At 64.7% G+C, this 17,160-nt stretch carries 18 protein-coding genes; 3 read left to right on the forward strand and 15 right to left on the reverse strand.

Annotated features, from left to right (window positions below):
* Window positions 1-2: 2 nt before the first annotated feature.
* The 4 genes from A8G00_RS15940 to A8G00_RS15955 form a co-directional block, all read right to left on the reverse strand.
* Window positions 3-503, reverse strand: coding sequence for a L,D-transpeptidase (locus A8G00_RS15940; RefSeq protein WP_103001117.1), 501 nt, complete (start codon window positions 501-503; stop codon window positions 3-5).
* Window positions 500-1,558, reverse strand: a complete 1,059-nt coding sequence (gene ribA / locus A8G00_RS15945) for a GTP cyclohydrolase II (RefSeq protein ID WP_103001118.1) — start codon at window positions 1,556-1,558, stop codon at window positions 500-502. The genes A8G00_RS15940 and ribA overlap by 4 nt, the downstream gene beginning before the upstream one ends.
* Window positions 1,558-2,355, reverse strand: a complete 798-nt coding sequence (gene xth / locus A8G00_RS15950) for an exodeoxyribonuclease III (RefSeq protein ID WP_044660572.1) — start codon at window positions 2,353-2,355, stop codon at window positions 1,558-1,560. The genes ribA and xth overlap by 1 nt, the downstream gene beginning before the upstream one ends.
* Window positions 2,356-2,870: 515 nt before the next feature.
* Complete coding sequence (locus A8G00_RS15955; protein WP_048577561.1) at window positions 2,871-3,524, reverse strand: outer membrane lipoprotein carrier protein LolA; 654 nt, start codon at window positions 3,522-3,524, stop codon at window positions 2,871-2,873.
* 398 nt (window positions 3,525-3,922) lie between these two features.
* Here A8G00_RS15955 and A8G00_RS24830 point away from each other — a divergent pair, with 398 nt between their 5' ends.
* Entirely contained in the window at window positions 3,923-4,303 is a 381-nt protein-coding gene (locus tag A8G00_RS24830) for a hypothetical protein (protein WP_146032600.1), read from the forward strand.
* A gap of 21 nt (window positions 4,304-4,324) precedes the next feature.
* On the opposite strand, the gene A8G00_RS15960 is transcribed toward A8G00_RS24830, so the two are convergent.
* The 6 genes from A8G00_RS15960 to A8G00_RS15985 all read right to left on the reverse strand — a co-directional run bounded on the left by A8G00_RS15960 (window position 4,325) and on the right by A8G00_RS15985 (window position 11,270).
* Complete coding sequence (locus A8G00_RS15960) at window positions 4,325-6,646, reverse strand: DNA translocase FtsK (protein WP_025549602.1); 2,322 nt, start codon at window positions 6,644-6,646, stop codon at window positions 4,325-4,327.
* A gap of 231 nt (window positions 6,647-6,877) precedes the next feature.
* Window positions 6,878-7,369, reverse strand: coding sequence for a GNAT family N-acetyltransferase (locus A8G00_RS15965; protein ID WP_103001119.1), 492 nt, complete (start codon window positions 7,367-7,369; stop codon window positions 6,878-6,880).
* Between the two features lie 10 nt (window positions 7,370-7,379).
* The gene (locus A8G00_RS15970; RefSeq protein WP_103001120.1) at window positions 7,380-8,309 is read right to left on the reverse strand and encodes a DMT family transporter; all 930 of its coding nucleotides are present in this window, start codon (window positions 8,307-8,309) and stop codon (window positions 7,380-7,382) included.
* Between the two features lie 40 nt (window positions 8,310-8,349).
* Window positions 8,350-8,574, reverse strand: a complete 225-nt coding sequence (locus A8G00_RS15975; protein ID WP_103001130.1) for a hypothetical protein — start codon at window positions 8,572-8,574, stop codon at window positions 8,350-8,352.
* Window positions 8,575-8,624: 50 nt separating this feature from the next.
* Complete coding sequence (gene ispG, locus A8G00_RS15980; RefSeq protein ID WP_044660577.1) at window positions 8,625-9,785, reverse strand: flavodoxin-dependent (E)-4-hydroxy-3-methylbut-2-enyl-diphosphate synthase; 1,161 nt, start codon at window positions 9,783-9,785, stop codon at window positions 8,625-8,627.
* 180 nt (window positions 9,786-9,965) lie between these two features.
* The gene (locus A8G00_RS15985) at window positions 9,966-11,270 is read right to left on the reverse strand and encodes an OmpP1/FadL family transporter (protein WP_025549607.1); all 1,305 of its coding nucleotides are present in this window, start codon (window positions 11,268-11,270) and stop codon (window positions 9,966-9,968) included.
* Here A8G00_RS15985 and A8G00_RS25245 point away from each other — a divergent pair.
* Window positions 11,269-11,469: a hypothetical protein gene (locus A8G00_RS25245; protein ID WP_172451875.1), complete on the forward strand. Its 201-nt coding sequence runs from the start codon at window positions 11,269-11,271 to the stop codon at window positions 11,467-11,469. The two genes, A8G00_RS15985 and A8G00_RS25245, sit on opposite strands and share 2 nt — an antisense overlap.
* Window positions 11,470-11,668: 199 nt before the next feature.
* Here the strand turns inward: A8G00_RS25245 and pgmG are convergent, their stop codons facing one another.
* From pgmG to A8G00_RS16000, 3 genes are read right to left on the reverse strand one after another with little or no spacing between them, the layout of a single operon-like run.
* Entirely contained in the window at window positions 11,669-13,120 is a 1,452-nt protein-coding gene (pgmG, locus tag A8G00_RS15990) for a phosphoglucomutase/phosphomannomutase PgmG (protein WP_103001121.1), read from the reverse strand.
* Between the two features lie 20 nt (window positions 13,121-13,140).
* Window positions 13,141-13,578: a DnaJ domain-containing protein gene (locus A8G00_RS15995; RefSeq protein ID WP_103001122.1), complete on the reverse strand. Its 438-nt coding sequence runs from the start codon at window positions 13,576-13,578 to the stop codon at window positions 13,141-13,143.
* Window positions 13,578-14,384 (reverse strand): division plane positioning ATPase MipZ, encoded by an 807-nt coding sequence (locus A8G00_RS16000; RefSeq protein ID WP_099185538.1) that lies wholly within the window; start codon window positions 14,382-14,384, stop codon window positions 13,578-13,580. Before A8G00_RS16000 ends, A8G00_RS15995 begins: the two co-directional genes overlap by 1 nt.
* Before the next feature lie 109 nt (window positions 14,385-14,493).
* On the opposite strand from A8G00_RS16000, the gene panC reads away from it, so the two are divergent.
* A complete protein-coding gene (gene panC / locus A8G00_RS16005; protein WP_099185539.1) occupies window positions 14,494-15,339 on the forward strand; it encodes a pantoate--beta-alanine ligase in 846 nt (281 codons plus the stop codon).
* 38 nt (window positions 15,340-15,377) lie between these two features.
* Here the strand turns inward: panC and A8G00_RS16010 are convergent, their stop codons facing one another.
* On the reverse strand, window positions 15,378-15,818 hold the full coding sequence (locus A8G00_RS16010) for a CopD family protein (protein WP_025549611.1): 441 nt from the start codon (window positions 15,816-15,818) through the stop codon (window positions 15,378-15,380).
* Between the two features lie 14 nt (window positions 15,819-15,832).
* Window positions 15,833-16,894, reverse strand: coding sequence for a uroporphyrinogen decarboxylase (gene hemE / locus A8G00_RS16015; protein ID WP_103001123.1), 1,062 nt, complete (start codon window positions 16,892-16,894; stop codon window positions 15,833-15,835).
* Between the last annotated feature and the right edge of the window lie 266 nt (window positions 16,895-17,160).

Here is a 17,160-nt window from a genome sequence, read left to right on the forward strand (position 1 = left end):
CTTCAGACGACTTCCATCACATCGCCCGGCGCCAGCAACGGCAACAGGCGCAGCATATCCGCCCGCTCCACCGCCACGCACCCCGCCGTGGGACGGCCTTCGGAAAGATGGAAGAAGATCGCGCTCCCCCGCCCCGGCACCGGCGGCGAGTCATTGTGCCCCAGCACGACGATCACATCATAGGCATCATCGTCCCGCAGCAGATTTTCCGCGGAAAAGGCCCGCGGCAGATGCACGGGCCGATTATAGGCCGGATCGGCCGGATCATCGGACCAGCCATCCCCTTCCCGCACCCAGCGCCATGGCAGGCGGATGCCCGCCGCCGCCGCCTTGCCGGGCCGCAGCAACACGCCCCGAACCGGCCAGATGCCCAACGGCGTGCAGCCATCCCCCTCCCGCTTGTCCGCCGCTGCACAGACGCCGCCGCGCCCGATGGTGCAGGGCATGTCCAAGTCACCGAAGAAAAGACGCCCCGCGCCCGCATCGACGCGGATGGTGCTCACAACTGATGCCCTGTCCGGTCCCGCTTGGTGGCGAGATAGCGCTCATTATGCGGATTGGAAGGCAGGATGATCGGCAGCCGTTCCGCCACCCTGATCCCGGCGGCTTCAAGCCCCGTCACCTTGTTCGGATTATTGGTGAGCAACCGCACCTCGTCCACGCCCAGCAGGTCCAGCATCCGCGCCGCCACGGAAAAGTCGCGCGCATCGATGGCGAAGCCCAGCCGGACATTGGCGTCGACCGTGTCGAACCCCTGATCCTGCAAGGCATAGGCGCGCAGCTTGTTGACAAGGCCGATGCCGCGCCCTTCCTGCCGCAGATAGAGCAATATGCCCCAGTTCGAATCCGCGATCTGGTGCAGCGCCTGATGCAGTTGCGGCCCGCAATCGCATTTCAGCGACCCCAGCACATCGCCGGTCAGGCATTCGCTGTGCAGCCGGATCACGGGGGGCGAGGAATCGCGCTGGCCCACGATCAGCGCGACATGCTCGCGCGGTTCGTCGGGACTGCGGAAGGCGACGATCTCCGCCGTCTCGCTGGCCGACACGGGCAGGCGGGCGCGCGTGGCGATGGCCAGATGCACGGCATCGTCATAGGCGTCGATGTCGGCGGCGCTGACGTCCGCCTCGCTGTCGCCTTCCGCCGTCACGAAATAGGCCGGCAATATGCCCGCCAGCCGCGCCAGCCGCAGCGCCGCCTTGGCCGCCGAAGGCGCCGCCAGCGGCTTCGCCATGAACGGCCCTTTGAGCGGCGAGGCAAGGTCCAGCACCGGGTCGGAGATCGCGGTCGCCACATCGACGTCGATCCACGGCGCCCGCGCAACCAGCACCGGCATGTCGGGATCGGCCGCCGCCAGCTGGTTGGCAAGCTTCAGCGTCTGCGCCCGCGCCGCGGAGATCAATATGTCAGCCCCTGCGCCCGGATCGAATCCGGCAAGCGTCACGGCATCGGCCCCCTCCACGGCCATCAGCCGCACGGCGCCGTCGGCGGCCTGCACGCGCACCGGCCAGCCCCGGCGTAGCGCGTCAATGGCGCGGGCGGCGGCGCGGGCGCTCATCAGAAGGCGAACTCCGTGATGATCGGCACATGGTCGGACGGGCGCGACCAGCCGCGGATCGGTTCCACCACGCGGTGGCTGACGGCCTTTTCCGCGACGTCCTGCGTCATCCACATATGGTCGAGCCGCCGTCCGCGATCCGATTCCGCCCAGTCGCGGGCACGATAGCTCCACCAGGTATAGAGCCGCTGCGGCGCGGGGTAGAATTTGCGGCCGATGTCGACCCAGTCGTTCGATTCCTGCAGGCGCGCCAGAATCTCGCACTCGATCGCCGTATGGCTGACGACATTGAGAAGTTGCTTATGGCTCCATACATCGCATTCCATCGGCGCGATGTTGAAATCGCCGGTCAGGATGGTCGGCTTGTCCTCCAGCGTGGAGGACCATTGGATCATCCGCTCCAGGAAATCGAGCTTCTGTCCGAATTTCGGATTGACCTCCCGATCGGGCACATCCCCGCCGGCGGGCACATAGACATTCTCGATCCGGACGCCATTGTCCAGTCGCACGCCGACATGGCGCGCCTCCCCATTGGCCTGCCAGTCGAGCCGGTCGTCCTCCCGGATCGGGATCTTCGACAGAATGGCCACGCCATGGTGCATCGGCTGTCCGTTCAGCACCTGATGATTATAGCCCCGTTGCCGGAACAGCCCCGCCGGGAAGGTGTCGTTCACCACCTTGGTTTCCTGCAGACACAATATGTCGGGCGATTCCTCCGTCAGAAAGCGCTCGACAATATCGAGCCGGGCACGAACGCTATTGATATTCCAGGAAGCGATGCTGAGTGTCTGAGGCATGGCTGATCCACTAAGACCCTCCGCCGCCCCGCGCAAGGGCGGCGAATGTCCCCGCAGACGGAACAGCGTTGGCGCCGTTCGACGTTCAGTTCAGGTGGAGCCGAAAATGGGATGTTCGAGCATCGGAGCGCAGCGCACTTCATGTCCGTGAGCGCCGAAGCGGATAAAATCCCGCTTCGGAGGCCCGCATGAGCTATAGCGCGCTGCGTTAAATCGGACGCTGGTCACGCGCTCTCAGTTTTCGTTGTCGCATCGTTTGAAGCGCAAAACCGCTTCCCACTTTTCTGCGCGATGCTCTGGATGTCGGATCGCACCGAAAAGGCCCCCGCTCCGGGGGCATGGAACGGGGGCCTCGATCGCGCCCTTGAAGCGCTTTGCGGCGGGAGCGGGGTTCCGGGTAACAGGGGGGAAATCCCGGTTCCGTCTCGCGCCGTGGAGTTCCTTTTAGGGCTCGGGATATGAGCCTCAGATGAACGGTTCTGAAAAGTTTTCGGCCCGTCGCACCTGGGGCCCGCTTAACCGCCCGACGCGCGCCCCTTGGGCCGCGGGTCGGTCCAGCGGAAGGCGGAATCCGCCACGGGCACGCCATAACGCTGGTTGCTGAGCTTCACCGCCGTCCGGTTGTTCTGCGAATCCAGCGCCACCCAACCATAGAGCTGCAAGCCCGCCGGGCTGCCCGCATCGCGTTTGAAGATCATGGTGATCGTGCCATATTCGGGCCGTTTGGGGTCGCGGGCCTGGACGGACAGCACGCTGGGATCGCCCGTCTGGATCACCTTGCCGAACTTCGACAGGTCCTTGGACGGATCGATCAACGCCCCCAGCGGCGAATTGCCGATCGGCCAGCGCTGCACCTGCCGCACCTCATAATCGATCATGGTCAACGCCTTGCCGTCGCCCACGATCAGCAAAGGCACGCCCTTCTGATACTGGAAACGGATCTTGCCCGGCTGCTTGAGGGTAAGCTGGCCGGTCAGCGTCTGGCCGTTGCGATCGGTCTGGGCGAAATCGGCGGTCATGGTTGTGACGGCGCGGATATAGGCATTGACCTTCGACAGGTCCGACTGGTCGGCCTGCGCGGCGGCCGGCATCGCCGGCACCGCAAGGGGCGCGGCAGCGATCGCCAGGGCGGCCAGCGTCAGGCTGTGGGGCGCAAGGATGCGCTTCATGCAATCATCTCCGGTTGTTCAGGATGAGAAATGTAGGTGGCAGGGCTTGAACCCGCTGTGAACCCATTCGTTCCTGTCATGCAACGAATGTACTGTCCGCTTCAACGCTCCGCCTGAAGAATATGCGGGTGGTTGGGAATCGGACACCCACTTTATCCCTCTCCCTCGAGGGAGAGGGCTGCGCAGACTTGGCAGCTTGCTGCCCTAGTCGCAGCTGGGTGAGGGGGTTGCGATCCAACGGACCGCGCGGCACTTCCCCTCATCCCAATCAGCCCAGGCTCCTTCGCCGCCAGGGCTTCCTATCCTTCTCCCTCAAGGGAGAAAGGAAGGTCTTGAATGGGCCATTCCCGGCCTTCGCCATCATGTCACGAAATGAAAACGGGAAGGGGGAGAGCAACATGGTCGCTCAATCCCCCTCTGCTCCCGCTTCGCCAGTGCCGGTCTTTCCGGCGGCCCCTCTCCCGATTTATTTTTTAGGCGCTGCGGTGAGCGGCCTCTGCTTAGCCGGGCGCGAAGACAAAAAAAAGGCCGATCCGAAGACCAGCCTGAAAGTTTTTAGGAGAGGATGCCTGAAAGGCAGGGTCTTCTTCGCCCAGATCGCGTTTCCCGGCAAATGCGAAGAACCGAAGGACGATTGCATGAAACGCAATCAGCCTTGGAAATCAGGGGTTTTTCCCGGCGCCACCGGGGTTTTGCCGCACGGCGATGACCCAGCAACCCACGCAAAAACCCGTTTCAGAGCGAAATGGGCAGTGGTTTTTTGGCATCAGCCCAAATGAAAATTTTTCACGCCGACCGGATCAGAGCGGATTGCCATTCTCGTCGCGCAGCACTTCGCGGCGGCCGACATGGTTGGGCGGACCCACCAGCCCCTGCTCCTCCATCTGCTCGATCAGCCGGGCGGCGCTGTTATAGCCGATGCGCAATTGCCTCTGGAGCCAGCTTGTCGACGCCTTCTGATTTTCGAAGACGAGCTGGCACGCCTTGCGGAAAAGCTGCGCGTCCGGGCTGTCGTCGCCCAGGTCGACACCATCGAGCGCGAAGCTGCCCTCCTCCGGCTCTTCGGTGACGGCGGCGATATAATCCGGCTGTCCCTGGGCGCGCCAGTGATCCGCCACCACGCGCACCTCGTCGTCCGACACGAAGGGACCGTGGACGCGCATCAGGCCCTTGCCGCCGTGCATGTAGAGCATGTCGCCCTTGCCCAATAGCTGCTCGGCGCCCTGTTCGCCCAATATGGTCCGGCTGTCGATCTTCGACGTGACGAAGAAGCTGATGCGGGTCGGCAGGTTGGCCTTGATCACGCCGGTGATGACGTCGACCGAGGGCCGCTGCGTCGCGAGGATCAGGTGGATGCCTGCGGCGCGGGCCTTCTGGGCAAGACGCTGGATCAGGAATTCGACTTCCTTGCCCGCCGTCATCATCAGGTCGGCCAGCTCGTCGACCACCACCACGATCTGCGGCAACGGCTGGAAATCGAGCTGCTCCTCCTCATAGATCGGCTTGCCGGTCTCGGGATCGTAGCCGGTCTGCACGCGGCGGCCGAGCGGCTTGCCCTTGGCCTTCGCGGCGCGGACCTTCTCATTATAATTGGCGAGGTTGCGGACGGAGATCGACGCCATCATACGATAGCGGTCCTCCATCTGCTCCACCGCCCATTTGAGCGCGCGGATCGCCTTTGCGGGCTCGGTCACGACCGGCGAGAGCAGATGCGGAATGTCGTCATAGGTCGACAGTTCCAGCATCTTGGGATCGATCATGATCAGCCGCAACTGGTCCGGCGTCATGCGGTAGAGCAGCGACAGGATCATCGCGTTCAGCCCCACCGACTTGCCCGAACCCGTCGTACCCGCGATCAGCAGATGCGGCATGGGCGCAAGATCGGCGATGATCGGCTCGCCCGAGATATTCTTGCCCAGGATGATCGGCAGCGTCGCTTCCTGCCCGAACTGCTCGCTGGTGATGAGTTCGCGGAAGGACACGCCCTCCCGGTTCGCATTGGGCAGTTCGATGCCGATCACGGTGCGGCCCGGAATCGTCGCCACGCGGGCCGAAAGCGCCGACATGTTGCGCGCAATGTCGTCCGCCAGTGCGATCACGCGGCTCGCCTTGATGCCGGGCGCGGGTTCCAGTTCATACATGGTGACGACCGGACCTGGACGGACCTCCACGATATTGCCCTTCACATGGAAGTCGTCGAGCACCGATTCCAGCAGGCGCGCATTGCGTTCCAGCGCGGCCTTGTCGATCTTCTGCCCCTGGCTCGCGGGGGTTGGATTGAGCAGGTCCGGCGAAGGCAGGGAGCTGTTGCCGAACAGGTCGTCCTGGCTGACCGGCGCCATGGAGCGCTGCACGGGCGCAGGCTTGGGCGTCTGGATGTTGATCGGCGGCTTGGGTTCGTTGGTGACGGTCTTGCGCGGGGTTGCGACGCGCTCGAACGGCTCGTCATCTTCATCCGCGTCGACAACCGGCGCGGGACCGGCCAGAGCGAAAGCCGGCCGGGGCAGCGCCAGGCGCGGCAGAGAGGGCCGGCGCAACGCGATGATCGGCTTTTCCAGCGCCAGGCTGCGATACCAGAGGACAAGGCCCGCGATCAGCGTCAGGACGATCAGGATTCCGGTTATCCAGCCCTGCGCGGCGGGCGCCTGCGCCGCAAGGCTCATGACGCCCCGCGCCGTCACCAGCGCGATGATGCCGCCCCATCCGGCGGGCAGGCCGACCAGCGGATTGGTCTGGAACAGCGCCAGCGCGATGCCGAGCAGGACGATTCCGGCAAGGCACTTTCCGAACTGCGCCTTCCACCCGCTCATGTCCTGATCGCCCCACAGCCGCCGGGCGGTGATCGCCATCAGCGGCAGCACCAGCGCCACCGGCACACCCAGCAGCCAGAGCAGGAAATCCGCGACCCAGGCGCCGGGCGCCTGCATGATATTCTGCACATGGTCGCCCGCCACCGTGTTCATCGACGGGTCGCTCGGCTGATAGCTGAGCAGCGCCAGCGCGAGGAACAGGGTCGCCAGCAACAGCGCGATCGCGCCGATCAGCGCACCGCTGCGGATCAGGCTGCGTTTCAGCATTTCGCGCCATTCCGGCGTGCGTTTGGCTCCGCGGCTGACAGCCATGGCGTCAATGTCCCCCAAATGTTCCGTTCGGGGACAATGCGCCGAGCGGGGAGTCCCCGTCAAGAGTCCGGCCCATCGGCTCGTCTCTCCGACTCCGTAACAATCCTTATGTCGACGGGCGGCGGGCCGGCGCAAAAAGTCCCGCGAAAGGAGACTTTGTCATGATCGCCACGCTTTATCCGATCCTCGTGATCGTCGCCCTGGGGGCCTTCACCGCCGTGCTGCTGGGCGTCAGCGTGCAGGATGCGCTGAGGCGAGGGCGCTGAGCGCTTCGCCGTCGACGCGCTGCACCGTCCATTCGTCCATCGGCCGCGCCCCCAGCGAGCGGTAGAAGGCGATGGACGGTTCGTTCCAGTCCAGCACCCACCATTCCAGCCGCGCGCAATCCCGCTCCAGCGCCAGTTGGGCGAGGCGGGAAAGCAGCGCCTTGCCCGCGCCCAGCCTCCGCGCTTCCGGGACGACGAACAGATCCTCCAGATAGAGGCCGGGCCGTCCCTCGAAAGTCGAGAAATTGTGGAAGAAAAGGGCGAAGCCGATCGCCCTCCCCTCATTTTCCGCGATCAGCACCTCCGCCATTGGGCGTGGGCCGAACAGATATTTGTTGAGCGAGGCGCGGTCGGCCTTCACCTCATGGGACAGTTTCTCATAGTCCGCCAGGGCGAGGATGAAGGCGTGGATCGCGCCGATGTCCGATGGCACGGCCTCGCGAATGGTGACGGACATGCTTTTCCTTTCAGGCCACGGACGGTTCGACATGGGGCGGTTCGGCCGATCCCGCGCGCGACGCGATCAGGCACCCCAGCACGATCAGCAGCGCGCCGACCACCGTGGTCAGGGTCAGCCGTTCGCCAAAGGCGAGCCAGCCGATGATCGCAGCCCAGAGGAAGGCGCTATATTCGACCGGGATCAGCACCTGCGTCTCCGCCCGCGCATAGGCCCAGGCGAGCGCCGCAAGCGAGGTGAAGGCCAGCGTCGCGGCCAGCACCACCAGCGCCCATGAGGGCGCCGCCGGCACGACCGGCATCCCCTGGACAAACGCCGCGAACAGGACGAACACCCCCAGCATCACGACATGCTGGAAGAAAGCGACCTCGATAGGGGAGGCGAGCTGCGCCTGTTGCCGCTGGAGGATCAGGTTCCAGGCGAACAGCACCGCCGAAACAAGTACCGCACCCGCGCCCAGCAGCGCATCCGCGTCATAATCGCCCCGCACGCGCCCCGACAGGATGACGGCAACGCCGACCAGCCCCAGCAGCGACGCACCGATGGCCTGCCGCCCGATCCGTTCCTTGAGCAGCAGCGCGGCAAGATACAGCGCGACCAGCGGCGCGATGAAGGACAGGGCGATGGCCTCGGCCAGCGGCATCCGCATGATCGCCCAGAAGAACAGGCTGGCCATCACCGCCACCACCGTCCCGCGCAGCATATGCAGCCGCAACACGGCGCGACCGGGCCAGCGCTGCCGGGTCAGCAGCATCAGCACCAGCCCCAGCAGGCTGCCCGCCACGGCGCGCCAGAACAGCGCATTGAACAGGCCGATGGAAAGGCTCAGCCCCTTCATGGCGGCGTCCATCACGGAAAAGAGCGCAACCCCCACGCAGCAGACGGCGAAGGCGAGAGGAAATGCGGTCGCCGGTGCGGCGCGGTCGGTGTCGCTTCCCATCCGGTGGCCTATGGATGCGGAACGCCGTGGATCGGCCCGGTCAATCGCGTGTCTTCCGGATCACGCGGCCGACAACCAGTTCGTCGATCTGAAGGCGCACGATGCGCGCCCCGCCGATACGGAGGCGGCCGATGGCGATCGCACCGATGGCGAGAGCGCCCAGCGCCAGCGCCCCCAGCGCCAGGCTGCCGATCGCCCCGGCGCCCAGGGCGGACGCACCCACGGCGGATGCACCCGTGGCTGTCGCAGGATGGGAAGCGGCCATGGCATCCCTCCGTTCAGTCGCCGCATCATCCGGGCTGGGAACGCCGCCGGTCATTCCGCCGCTTCCGCCTTGCCGGCGTCGGTGGTTTCGTCTTCCAGCCTGGCCGCTTCGATCTCCGCCGCCTTGGCTTCGACAAGGCCGACGATATGGTCGATCATGCCTTCGTCCTGCACCGTATGATCGGTGAGGCCGGACAGATAGACCATATGCTTGCCCGCGCCGCCGCCGGTCAGGCCGATGTCGGTTTCCCGCGCCTCGCCGGGGCCGTTCACCACGCAGCCGAGCACGGAGAGCGAGAGCGGCGTGTGGATATGCTGGAGCCGTTCCTCCAGCGCCTGCACCGTGCGGATCACGTCGAAGCCCTGCCGCGCACAACTTGGGCAGGAGATGACCTTGACTCCGCGCGTGCGGATGCCAAGCGATTTCAGGATTTCATAACCCACGCGCACTTCCTCTTCCGGCTCGGCGGAAAGGGAAACGCGGATCGTGTCGCCGATCCCGGCCCACAGGAGATTGCCGATGCCGATGGCGCTCTTCACCGTGCCGCCGATCAGTCCGCCCGCCTCGGTGATGCCCAGATGCAGCGGGCAGTCCACCGCTTCGGCCAGTTGCATATAGGCTGCCACGGCCAGGAAGACGTCGCTCGCCTTCACCGCCACCTTATATTCGTGGAAATCCTGGTCCTGCAGCAGCTTGATATGGTCGAGCGCGCTTTCGACCAGCGCCTCCGGGCAGGGCTCGCCATATTTTTCGAGCAGGTCCTTCTCAAGGCTGCCTGCATTGACGCCGATCCGGATCGAGCAGCCATTGGCCTTGGCTGCGTCGACCACCTCCTTCACCCGCGCTTCCGATCCGATATTGCCCGGATTGATGCGCAGGCAGGCCGCGCCCGCATCCGCGGCTTCCAGCGCGCGCTTGTAATGGAAATGGATGTCCGCGACGATCGGCACGCGGGCAGCGCGGACGATCTGCTTCAGCGCGGCGGTCGACGCCTCGTCAGGGCAGGAGACGCGGATGATGTCGACGCCCACTTCCTCGCAGCGGCGGATCTGGTCGACGGTCGCCCGGACGTCATGGGTCGGCGTGTTGGTCATGGTCTGCACCGTGACCGGTGCGCCGCCGCCGACGGGGACATTGCCGACCATGATCTGGCGGCATTGCCTGCGGGCGATGTCGCGCCAGGGGCGCAGGCCGGGATTATGGTCGGACATGAAAAAGGGGCTCCGTGGTGATGGAGCCCCTATAGGGATTTATTGCGTCGGTTAGAAGCGCGAGCTGTCTTGCGTTTCAGCAAAGCTGAAACGTGCGCGCCGGTCCTCACCCCACCCGACCGCCCAGACATCGTATCCTGATGGGCGGTCGGGTGGGGGTGAGGGCCGGTGCCGCTCCCATCAAAAACGCGCCGTCAACGAAGCGCCGATCTGGTCCGCATTGCCGCTGGTCCGCGACAGGGTGGTCGCCGTCACCGTCGCGGGCGCGGGATAATAGCTGTCCGGACGGATGATGTTCGCCTTTTCCACGAAAGTATGGGCATAGCTGACGTTCAGTGCGAAGGCGGGCGAGATGTTGAAGGTCGCGCCAGCCGTCAGCCAGGAACGGTCGCCATCGGGCACGCGGGTCGTCAGGTGCTGCGGATTGGTCGGCGTGCGGTCGAACATCGTCCCCGCGCGCAGGGTCAAGGCCGGGCTGACATCATATTCGCCGCCCAGGCTGACGCTGTAGCTGTCCTTGTAATCCAGTTCCTTGTTGCTGGTGCCGGCGGCGGAGGTGATGGCAATGCCCTTGAACTTCGACCAGTTATACCAGCGGGCGCTGATCATCGCGCGCAGCTTCGGCGTCAGTCGGTGCATGAAGCCCACGGTGACGATGTCGGGCAGGTCCAGCGGGGCGGACGCATCCAATTCGCCATTGGCCGTGGCGATGGGGCCCAGCAGGCCTGAAATGGTCTGCGTGCCGATCAGCTTGTGCTTGACGCCGGAACGGTAGGAAACGCCGACATTGGTGTCGCCATTGGTGTAGAACAGGCCCGCATTCCAGCCGACCGTCCAATCATCGCCCTTCAGCCGCGCGAAGCCGTCGGCCGGGGCCAGGGGCGAAAGCTGCGGCAGGGCGTTGGTCAGCGTCGCCTTCACATATTGCACGTCGACGCCGCCGCCGATCGAGAAATTGTCATTGAGCTTATAGGCGGCGCTGGGCTGGATATTATAGGTTTTGAGGTTGGTGTAGAGCGAGTCATAGCGGCCGAAGAAGCCGTCGTCATAATCCAGCTTCAACCCGAACGGCGCGTTGACGCCCAGGCCCAGCCACAGACGGTCGGTCGCCTGCGCCGTGACGTAGAAGCTGGGGATCGGAATGACCTTGTCGAACGGATTGCCGCCGTCATTGCCCGCAACCGGCACCCGCGCGCCCGGCAGGGTGGGAACGGTGCGATAGGTGCCGCGATTGGCCTGATGCGCGGAGGCCATCAGCGCGATGCCGCCGATCGAGGTCTGGATGCCCGACAGTTCCGTCATGGCCGCAGGATTGAAATAGACGGTGGACGGATCGTCCGCCGCCGCGCCGGCGCCGGCCAGCGCGCGCCCGGTTTCCTTGGGCGCCTGTTCCTGCAGGTAGAAACCACCCGCCAGGGCCGGGACGGGTGCCGCGAATACGCCCGACAACAGGACACTGGCAATGATGGGGCGGCGCAAGGGCATGATGAATCCTCTCTTTAAACTCGTCTGTGGCAAATGGCTTTCGCCGGAAAATGATCCCCTCGAAGCCACGGCCTTATTAGCAATATGGTTAAATTATCGTTCGAAAAGCCCTAATTTGCGGGGGTTTCCGCATCCTGCGCCGCCGGAATGCGAAACGACGCTACGGCAGGAAGCAAAAAGAAGGGCGCTGAGCGGATGAAAAAAAAGCCGCCCCGGAGGACGGCTTGAAAGTTTTAGGAGAGGATGCCTGAAAGGCCTTTTCCTTTTGCGGTGCAGCGATGATTTTCGCAAATGCGAAAAGCTGATGTTCGATTGCATTTCATGCAACTGTCATGCTCCAGCCTGATTTCCGTAACGGAAAGGCAGGCCCGAACGGGCCGCTTTTTCTGCCCGTTCGATCAGGAATCGTCCCCGGAAATCCGAAACACGCCCGAATCGGCCAGTTGCGCATCGATCTCCGCGATCAGGCGCGCCAATCCTTCCTCATCCTTCGCCTCGGCCCGGATCACGAGCGAATCCTGGGTGTTGGAGGCCCTTAGCAGCCACCATCCATCGCGCGTGCCGACTCGCAGGCCGTCGGTTTCGTCGACGCTTGCGCCAACGGCCTGCAATCGGGCGCGGACTTCCTCCACCACGGCGAACTTGCGGCTCTCCTCCACCGGAAAGCGGATTTCCGGCGTATTGACCATGGCCGGCATCTCATCGCGCAGGGCCGTCACGCTACGGCCAAGCCGGGTCAGCCCCCGGATAAGCCGCACCGCGGCATAGAGCCCGTCGTCGAAACCATAATAATCGTCCGCGAAGAAGAGATGCCCGGTCATCTCCCCGCCCAGCGGAGCGGCAATCTCCTTCATTTTGGACTTGATGAGACTGTGGCCGGTCTTCCACATCAACGGTCGCCCGCCGAGCGCGGCAATCCGGTCGAACAGGGCCTGGCTGGCCTTCACATCCGCGACGATCGTGGCGTTCGGCCGGTCCTTCAGCACCAGTTCCGCGAAGATGCCCAGCAACTGGTCGCCCCAGATTACCCGGCCCCGGCCGTCGACCACGCCGATCCGGTCGCCGTCGCCGTCGAAAGCCACTCCGAAATCGAGCTTCTTCGAGCGGACAAGCGCCTTCAGGTCCGCCAGATTCGCCTCGACAGTGGGATCGGGGTGATGATTGGGAAAATGTCCGTCTATCTGGGTGAAAAGCACATGATGCTCACCTGGCAGGAGCTTGACGAGCTTGTCCACCACCGGCCCGGCGGCGCCATTGCCGGCATCCCAGCCAATGCGCCAGGCGGCACCGTCGAACCGCTCCACCAGCCGGGCGGCATAGCGGTCCATGATGTCGACGTTCTCGACCCGGCCCCCGCCTTCGCTCCCGCCTCCGCTTCCGGCGGTGCTCCAGTCGCCGGCCGCCGCCATCGCTCCCAGCTTCGCGATGGCCGCGCCGAAAAAGGCTTCATGCTGAAGCACAAGCTTGAAGCCGTTATGATCGGGGGGATTGTGGCTGCCGGTTATCTGAATGCCGCCGTCCACATCCAGGACCGCTTCGGCATAATAGAGCATGGGCGTCGGGCCCAGGCCTATGCGCACGACATCGGCGCCGGAATCCTGAAGGCCCTGGACGACCGCCTGTTCCAGCGCCGGGGAACTCAGCCGCCCGTCATATCCGACCGCGACCCTTGATCCCCCGCCCCGCCTGACGCCCGCCTTTTCGACGCCTGCCTGCCTGACGCCCGCCTGTCTGACGATCGTGCCGAAGCTGCGGCCCACGGCATAGGCATCTCCCTCGCCCAGCGTCCGGCCCACCACGCCCCGAATGTCATATTCGCGCAGCAGCGTGGGATGAAAGCGATGGGCCATGGCATCTTCTTCCCTTGGCTTCAGTGGCGCTGCGCGGCTTCCCTGATCAGCAGGTCGCGGGCAGCGTTGATCTGGGCCGCCAGCGCTTCGGTGCCACCCTTGTCCGGATGGACGGAGGCGATGAGGCGGCGATGCGCGGCGCGGATGGCGCTGGCATCCGCATCGGGGCCCACGCCCAGCAGCTTGCGGGCGTCGATCACCGCCTGAGGGGAAACGGCCCGGGTGGCGGGCTGGTCCAACCCCGCCTTCGCCTTGCCGGGGCGGCTCTTGGCGAAGAAAAACAGGGTGGCGCCCAGCAGCAGCGGCGCGCCGACCAGCGGCTTGCCCTTGGCCGCCATGACCGCGCCGACCAGAGCGGCGCCCAGCGCCATGCCATCCTTCGCGCTCATGCGTTGCAGTCGTCCCGTCCAGATAAGCCAGGCGGCAAGCCCGATCAAAGCCAAGGCAAGCAGACCCATCAGGCCGCGCCGAGCAGATCCACCGGCGCGACCTCATCGCGCGAGGGAAGGGCGAGGCCCGACACCATCTCGCGCAGTTCCTGCCGCGCGGCGATATGGCTGACGCCCAGTTCGCCCAGATGCCCCTTGTCCAGCAGCGTAAGCCCCGAAGGGAAGAGTTCGCGGAAGATCACGCGCTCCGAAAGGCCGGGAATCACGCGGAAGCCGACGCGGCGGGAAAGCTCCATCAGGGCATCTCCGACGCGCTTCTTGTTGCGCGCGTCATGATGCTGGACGCGGTTGCGCAGCACCACCCAGTCGATGGTCACGCCGTCGGCCTTGGCCCGGGTCTTGCGCGCCTCGAAGATCAGTTCGGAATAGAAGGAAAGGCGCTTCACCTTGAAGGTTTCCGCATCCACCTGCCCGATCAGGTCGAAATCGACGAAGCTGTCGTTCATCGGCGTCACCAGCGTATGGGCGCGGGCGGCCATGTGGCGGGCATAGTCATCGTCGCGGCCGGGCGTGTCGATGACCAGGAAATCCTTGCCCTCGGCCATGGCGGCGGCCTGTTCGTTCAGCGCCTGGACGCTGTCGCCCTGGAACACCGCGAAGTCCGGTGTAGGCAGGTCGATGCCGCGGCGGCGCGCGGTGTCGGCGCGATTCTCCATATAGCGGGTGATCGTGCGCTGGCGCGGGTCCAGGTCGATCATGCCGACCCGGTGACCCAATACCGTCAGCGCGATGGCCGTGTGCACGGCGGTGGTCGACTTGCCGGTTCCGCCCTTCTCATTGGCGAAGACGATATGGTGCGTTTGGGCGTTCGCCATCGGACCTTTATAACCCCGTTGATTGTCGCAATGATTCTTGACCGTTTCAGCCGGTCGTGCCTTAGCAGGATATACCCCTGTCGATGCCCTTATCGGAGCCGTTCCTGTCGTGCAAATCCTCCGTGACCTGCCTTCCCTGCGTGCCGCCGTCGATGCGCTGAAAAGCGACGGAAAACCGCTGGCTCTGGTGCCCACCATGGGCGCGCTGCATGACGGGCATATGGCGCTGGTCGAGGAAGCGCGCCGCCATGCCGGGCATGTCGCGGTGTCGATCTTCGTCAATCCCCGCCAGTTCGGGGTGAACGAGGATCTGGACGCCTATCCCCGGCGCGAGGCGAAGGACGCGCAGATGCTGCAGGCGGCCGGAGTCGACATCCTCTGGGCGCCGAGCGTGGACGTCATGTACCCGGCGGGCTATGCCACCAACATCTCCGTCTCAGGCGTGACCGAAGGTCTGGACGGCGCGGCGCGGCCCGGCCATTTCGACGGCGTGGCGACGGTGGTGGCGAAGCTGTTCAACCAGGTCCGCCCCGATGTCGCGCTGTTCGGGGAGAAGGATTATCAGCAGCTCGCCGTGATCCGGCAGATGGTCCGCGATCTGGACGTTCCCATCGAGCTTGTCGGAGTGCCGACCCAGCGGGCCGAGGACGGCTTGGCGCTGTCGTCCCGCAACGCCTATCTCAGCGAGGAGGAACGCAGGGAAGCGCTGGCTCTGCCCCGCGCCTTGGGCGAAGCGGCGCGGCAGATGGAAAAGGGCGCGACCGTCGAGGCCGCCCTTGCCAGGGCCGTTGCCCTGCTCGCGGCGCATGGTTTCGATCCGATCGACTATGTGTCGCTGTGCGATGCCGTGACGCTGGAACCGATGACGGTGCTGGACCGCCCGGCAAGGCTGCTCGGTGCGGCGAAGCTCGGCAAGACGCGGCTGATCGACAATATTCCGGTCGATCCGCTTTGATTTCCGTCATCCCGGCTTTGGCTGGGATGACGGCCATGTCAAAAGGGCTTCACGATCACCGCGATCACGATCACCGCGGCGGCGATTCCCGGAATCTCGTTCACCAGCCGCAATTGCTTCTCGCTGAGCGGCCGCAGCCCCTTGGCCAGCTTCTTGGCATAGCCCGCGATCCAGCCATGATAGCCCGACAGGCCCAGCACGAAGAGCAGCTTCAGGTGGAACCAGCCGAAATGCCAGGCGCCGATCTCGACCATCAGCATAAGCCCGAAAACCCAGACCAGGATGAGGGACGGATTGAGGATGATCCTGAGCAGCCGCCGTTCCCGGTCGATCCACTTCCTGTCCTCGTCCGACCCCACCGGACATTGATGGTGATAGACGAAGAAGCGGGGCATCATGAACAGGCCCGCCATCAAGAAGATGACGAAGATGACATGCGCGGCTTTGACCCACAAATAGGCTGCTCCCAGATAAGGCATGGTTCAGTCTCCCGCTACGACCGCATCCGGCGCACATGGCTAATCAGCGCTTCGACATGATCAATGGGGGTGTCGGGGAGAATCCCGTGGCCCAGGTTGAAGATATGCGGCCGACCGGCAAAGGCGGCGCGGATAGTATCGACGGCCTCTTCCACCGCCCTGCCCCCCGCGATCAGCGCCAGCGGATCGAGATTCCCCTGCACCGGCAGGCCCTGCGGCAGCGCCCGGTCGGCCCAATGCGGGTCGACCGTTTCATCCACGCCCACCGCATCGACGCCGGTCCCCGCCGCATAATCCGCCAGTTTCGCGCCCGCGCCCTTGGGAAAGCCGATCACCGGAATCTCCGGATGGATCGCCTTCAGCTTCTCCACGATTCGCCGGTTGGGCTGGATCACCCAGCGGTCGAATTCCAGCGGGGCCAGGCTGCCCGCCCAACTGTCGAACAGCTGCACGGCCTCCACGCCCGCCTCGATCTGGCCGGAGAGATAGACCACGGTGGCATCGGCAATGGCATCGATGATCGCGCCGAATTTTTCCGGCTGGCTGTAGGCAAGGCGGCGGGCGGCGCCCTGGTCCTTGCTGCCCTGCCCGGCGACCATATAGGTCGCGATGGTCCAGGGACTGCCCGCAAAGCCCAGGAAGGTCACATGGCTGTCCAGCGCCGCCTTGACCTGCCGCACCGTCTCATAGACCGCCTCGAAGCGGCTGAAATCCGGTTTCAGGACCGACAGCTCCGTCTCCGCCAGGATCGGCGCGAGGCGCGGGCCTTCCCCCGCCTCGAACCAGAGGTCCTGCCCCATGGCATAGGGCACGATCAATATGTCGGAAAACAGGATCGCGCCGTCGAAACCGAAGCGGCGCAGGGGCTGGAGGGTCACTTCCGCCGCCGCCGCGCTGTCATAGACCAGTTCGAGGAATCCGCCCTTTTCCGCCCGCAAGGCGCGATATTCGGGCAGATAACGGCCCGCCTGACGCATGAGCCACATGGGCGGCACGGCAGGGCGCGCACCCTTCAGGACCGAAAGCAAGGGCTTGGCCGTCAGGTCATTCGAAAGGGCGGCATCGGGTCCCGTCATAAACTCTCTTATATTTAGATTCAAAAGGATGATGGAGATAGTGGGGCGGTTGGCAGCGGGGTTTATGCGCTGTGCCCCGATTTGCCAACAACTTGACTCCTCAAGGCCGCCGATTCCGGTCCGAGTCAGTCGGTTTATTCCCGTTATCCACAGGCTGTGGGTGGGTGTTTCCTTCTGTTGGCGGGCTGTGGAGAAGATTCCCGGAATCGGGGAGGACGAAAAGCGCCTGATTTCACCCGCAAGCTATGCCTTGATTTATCCACAGC

Source organism: Sphingobium sp. SA916 (assembly GCF_002894065.1).
Taxonomy (GTDB): domain Bacteria; phylum Pseudomonadota; class Alphaproteobacteria; order Sphingomonadales; family Sphingomonadaceae; genus Sphingobium; species Sphingobium fuliginis.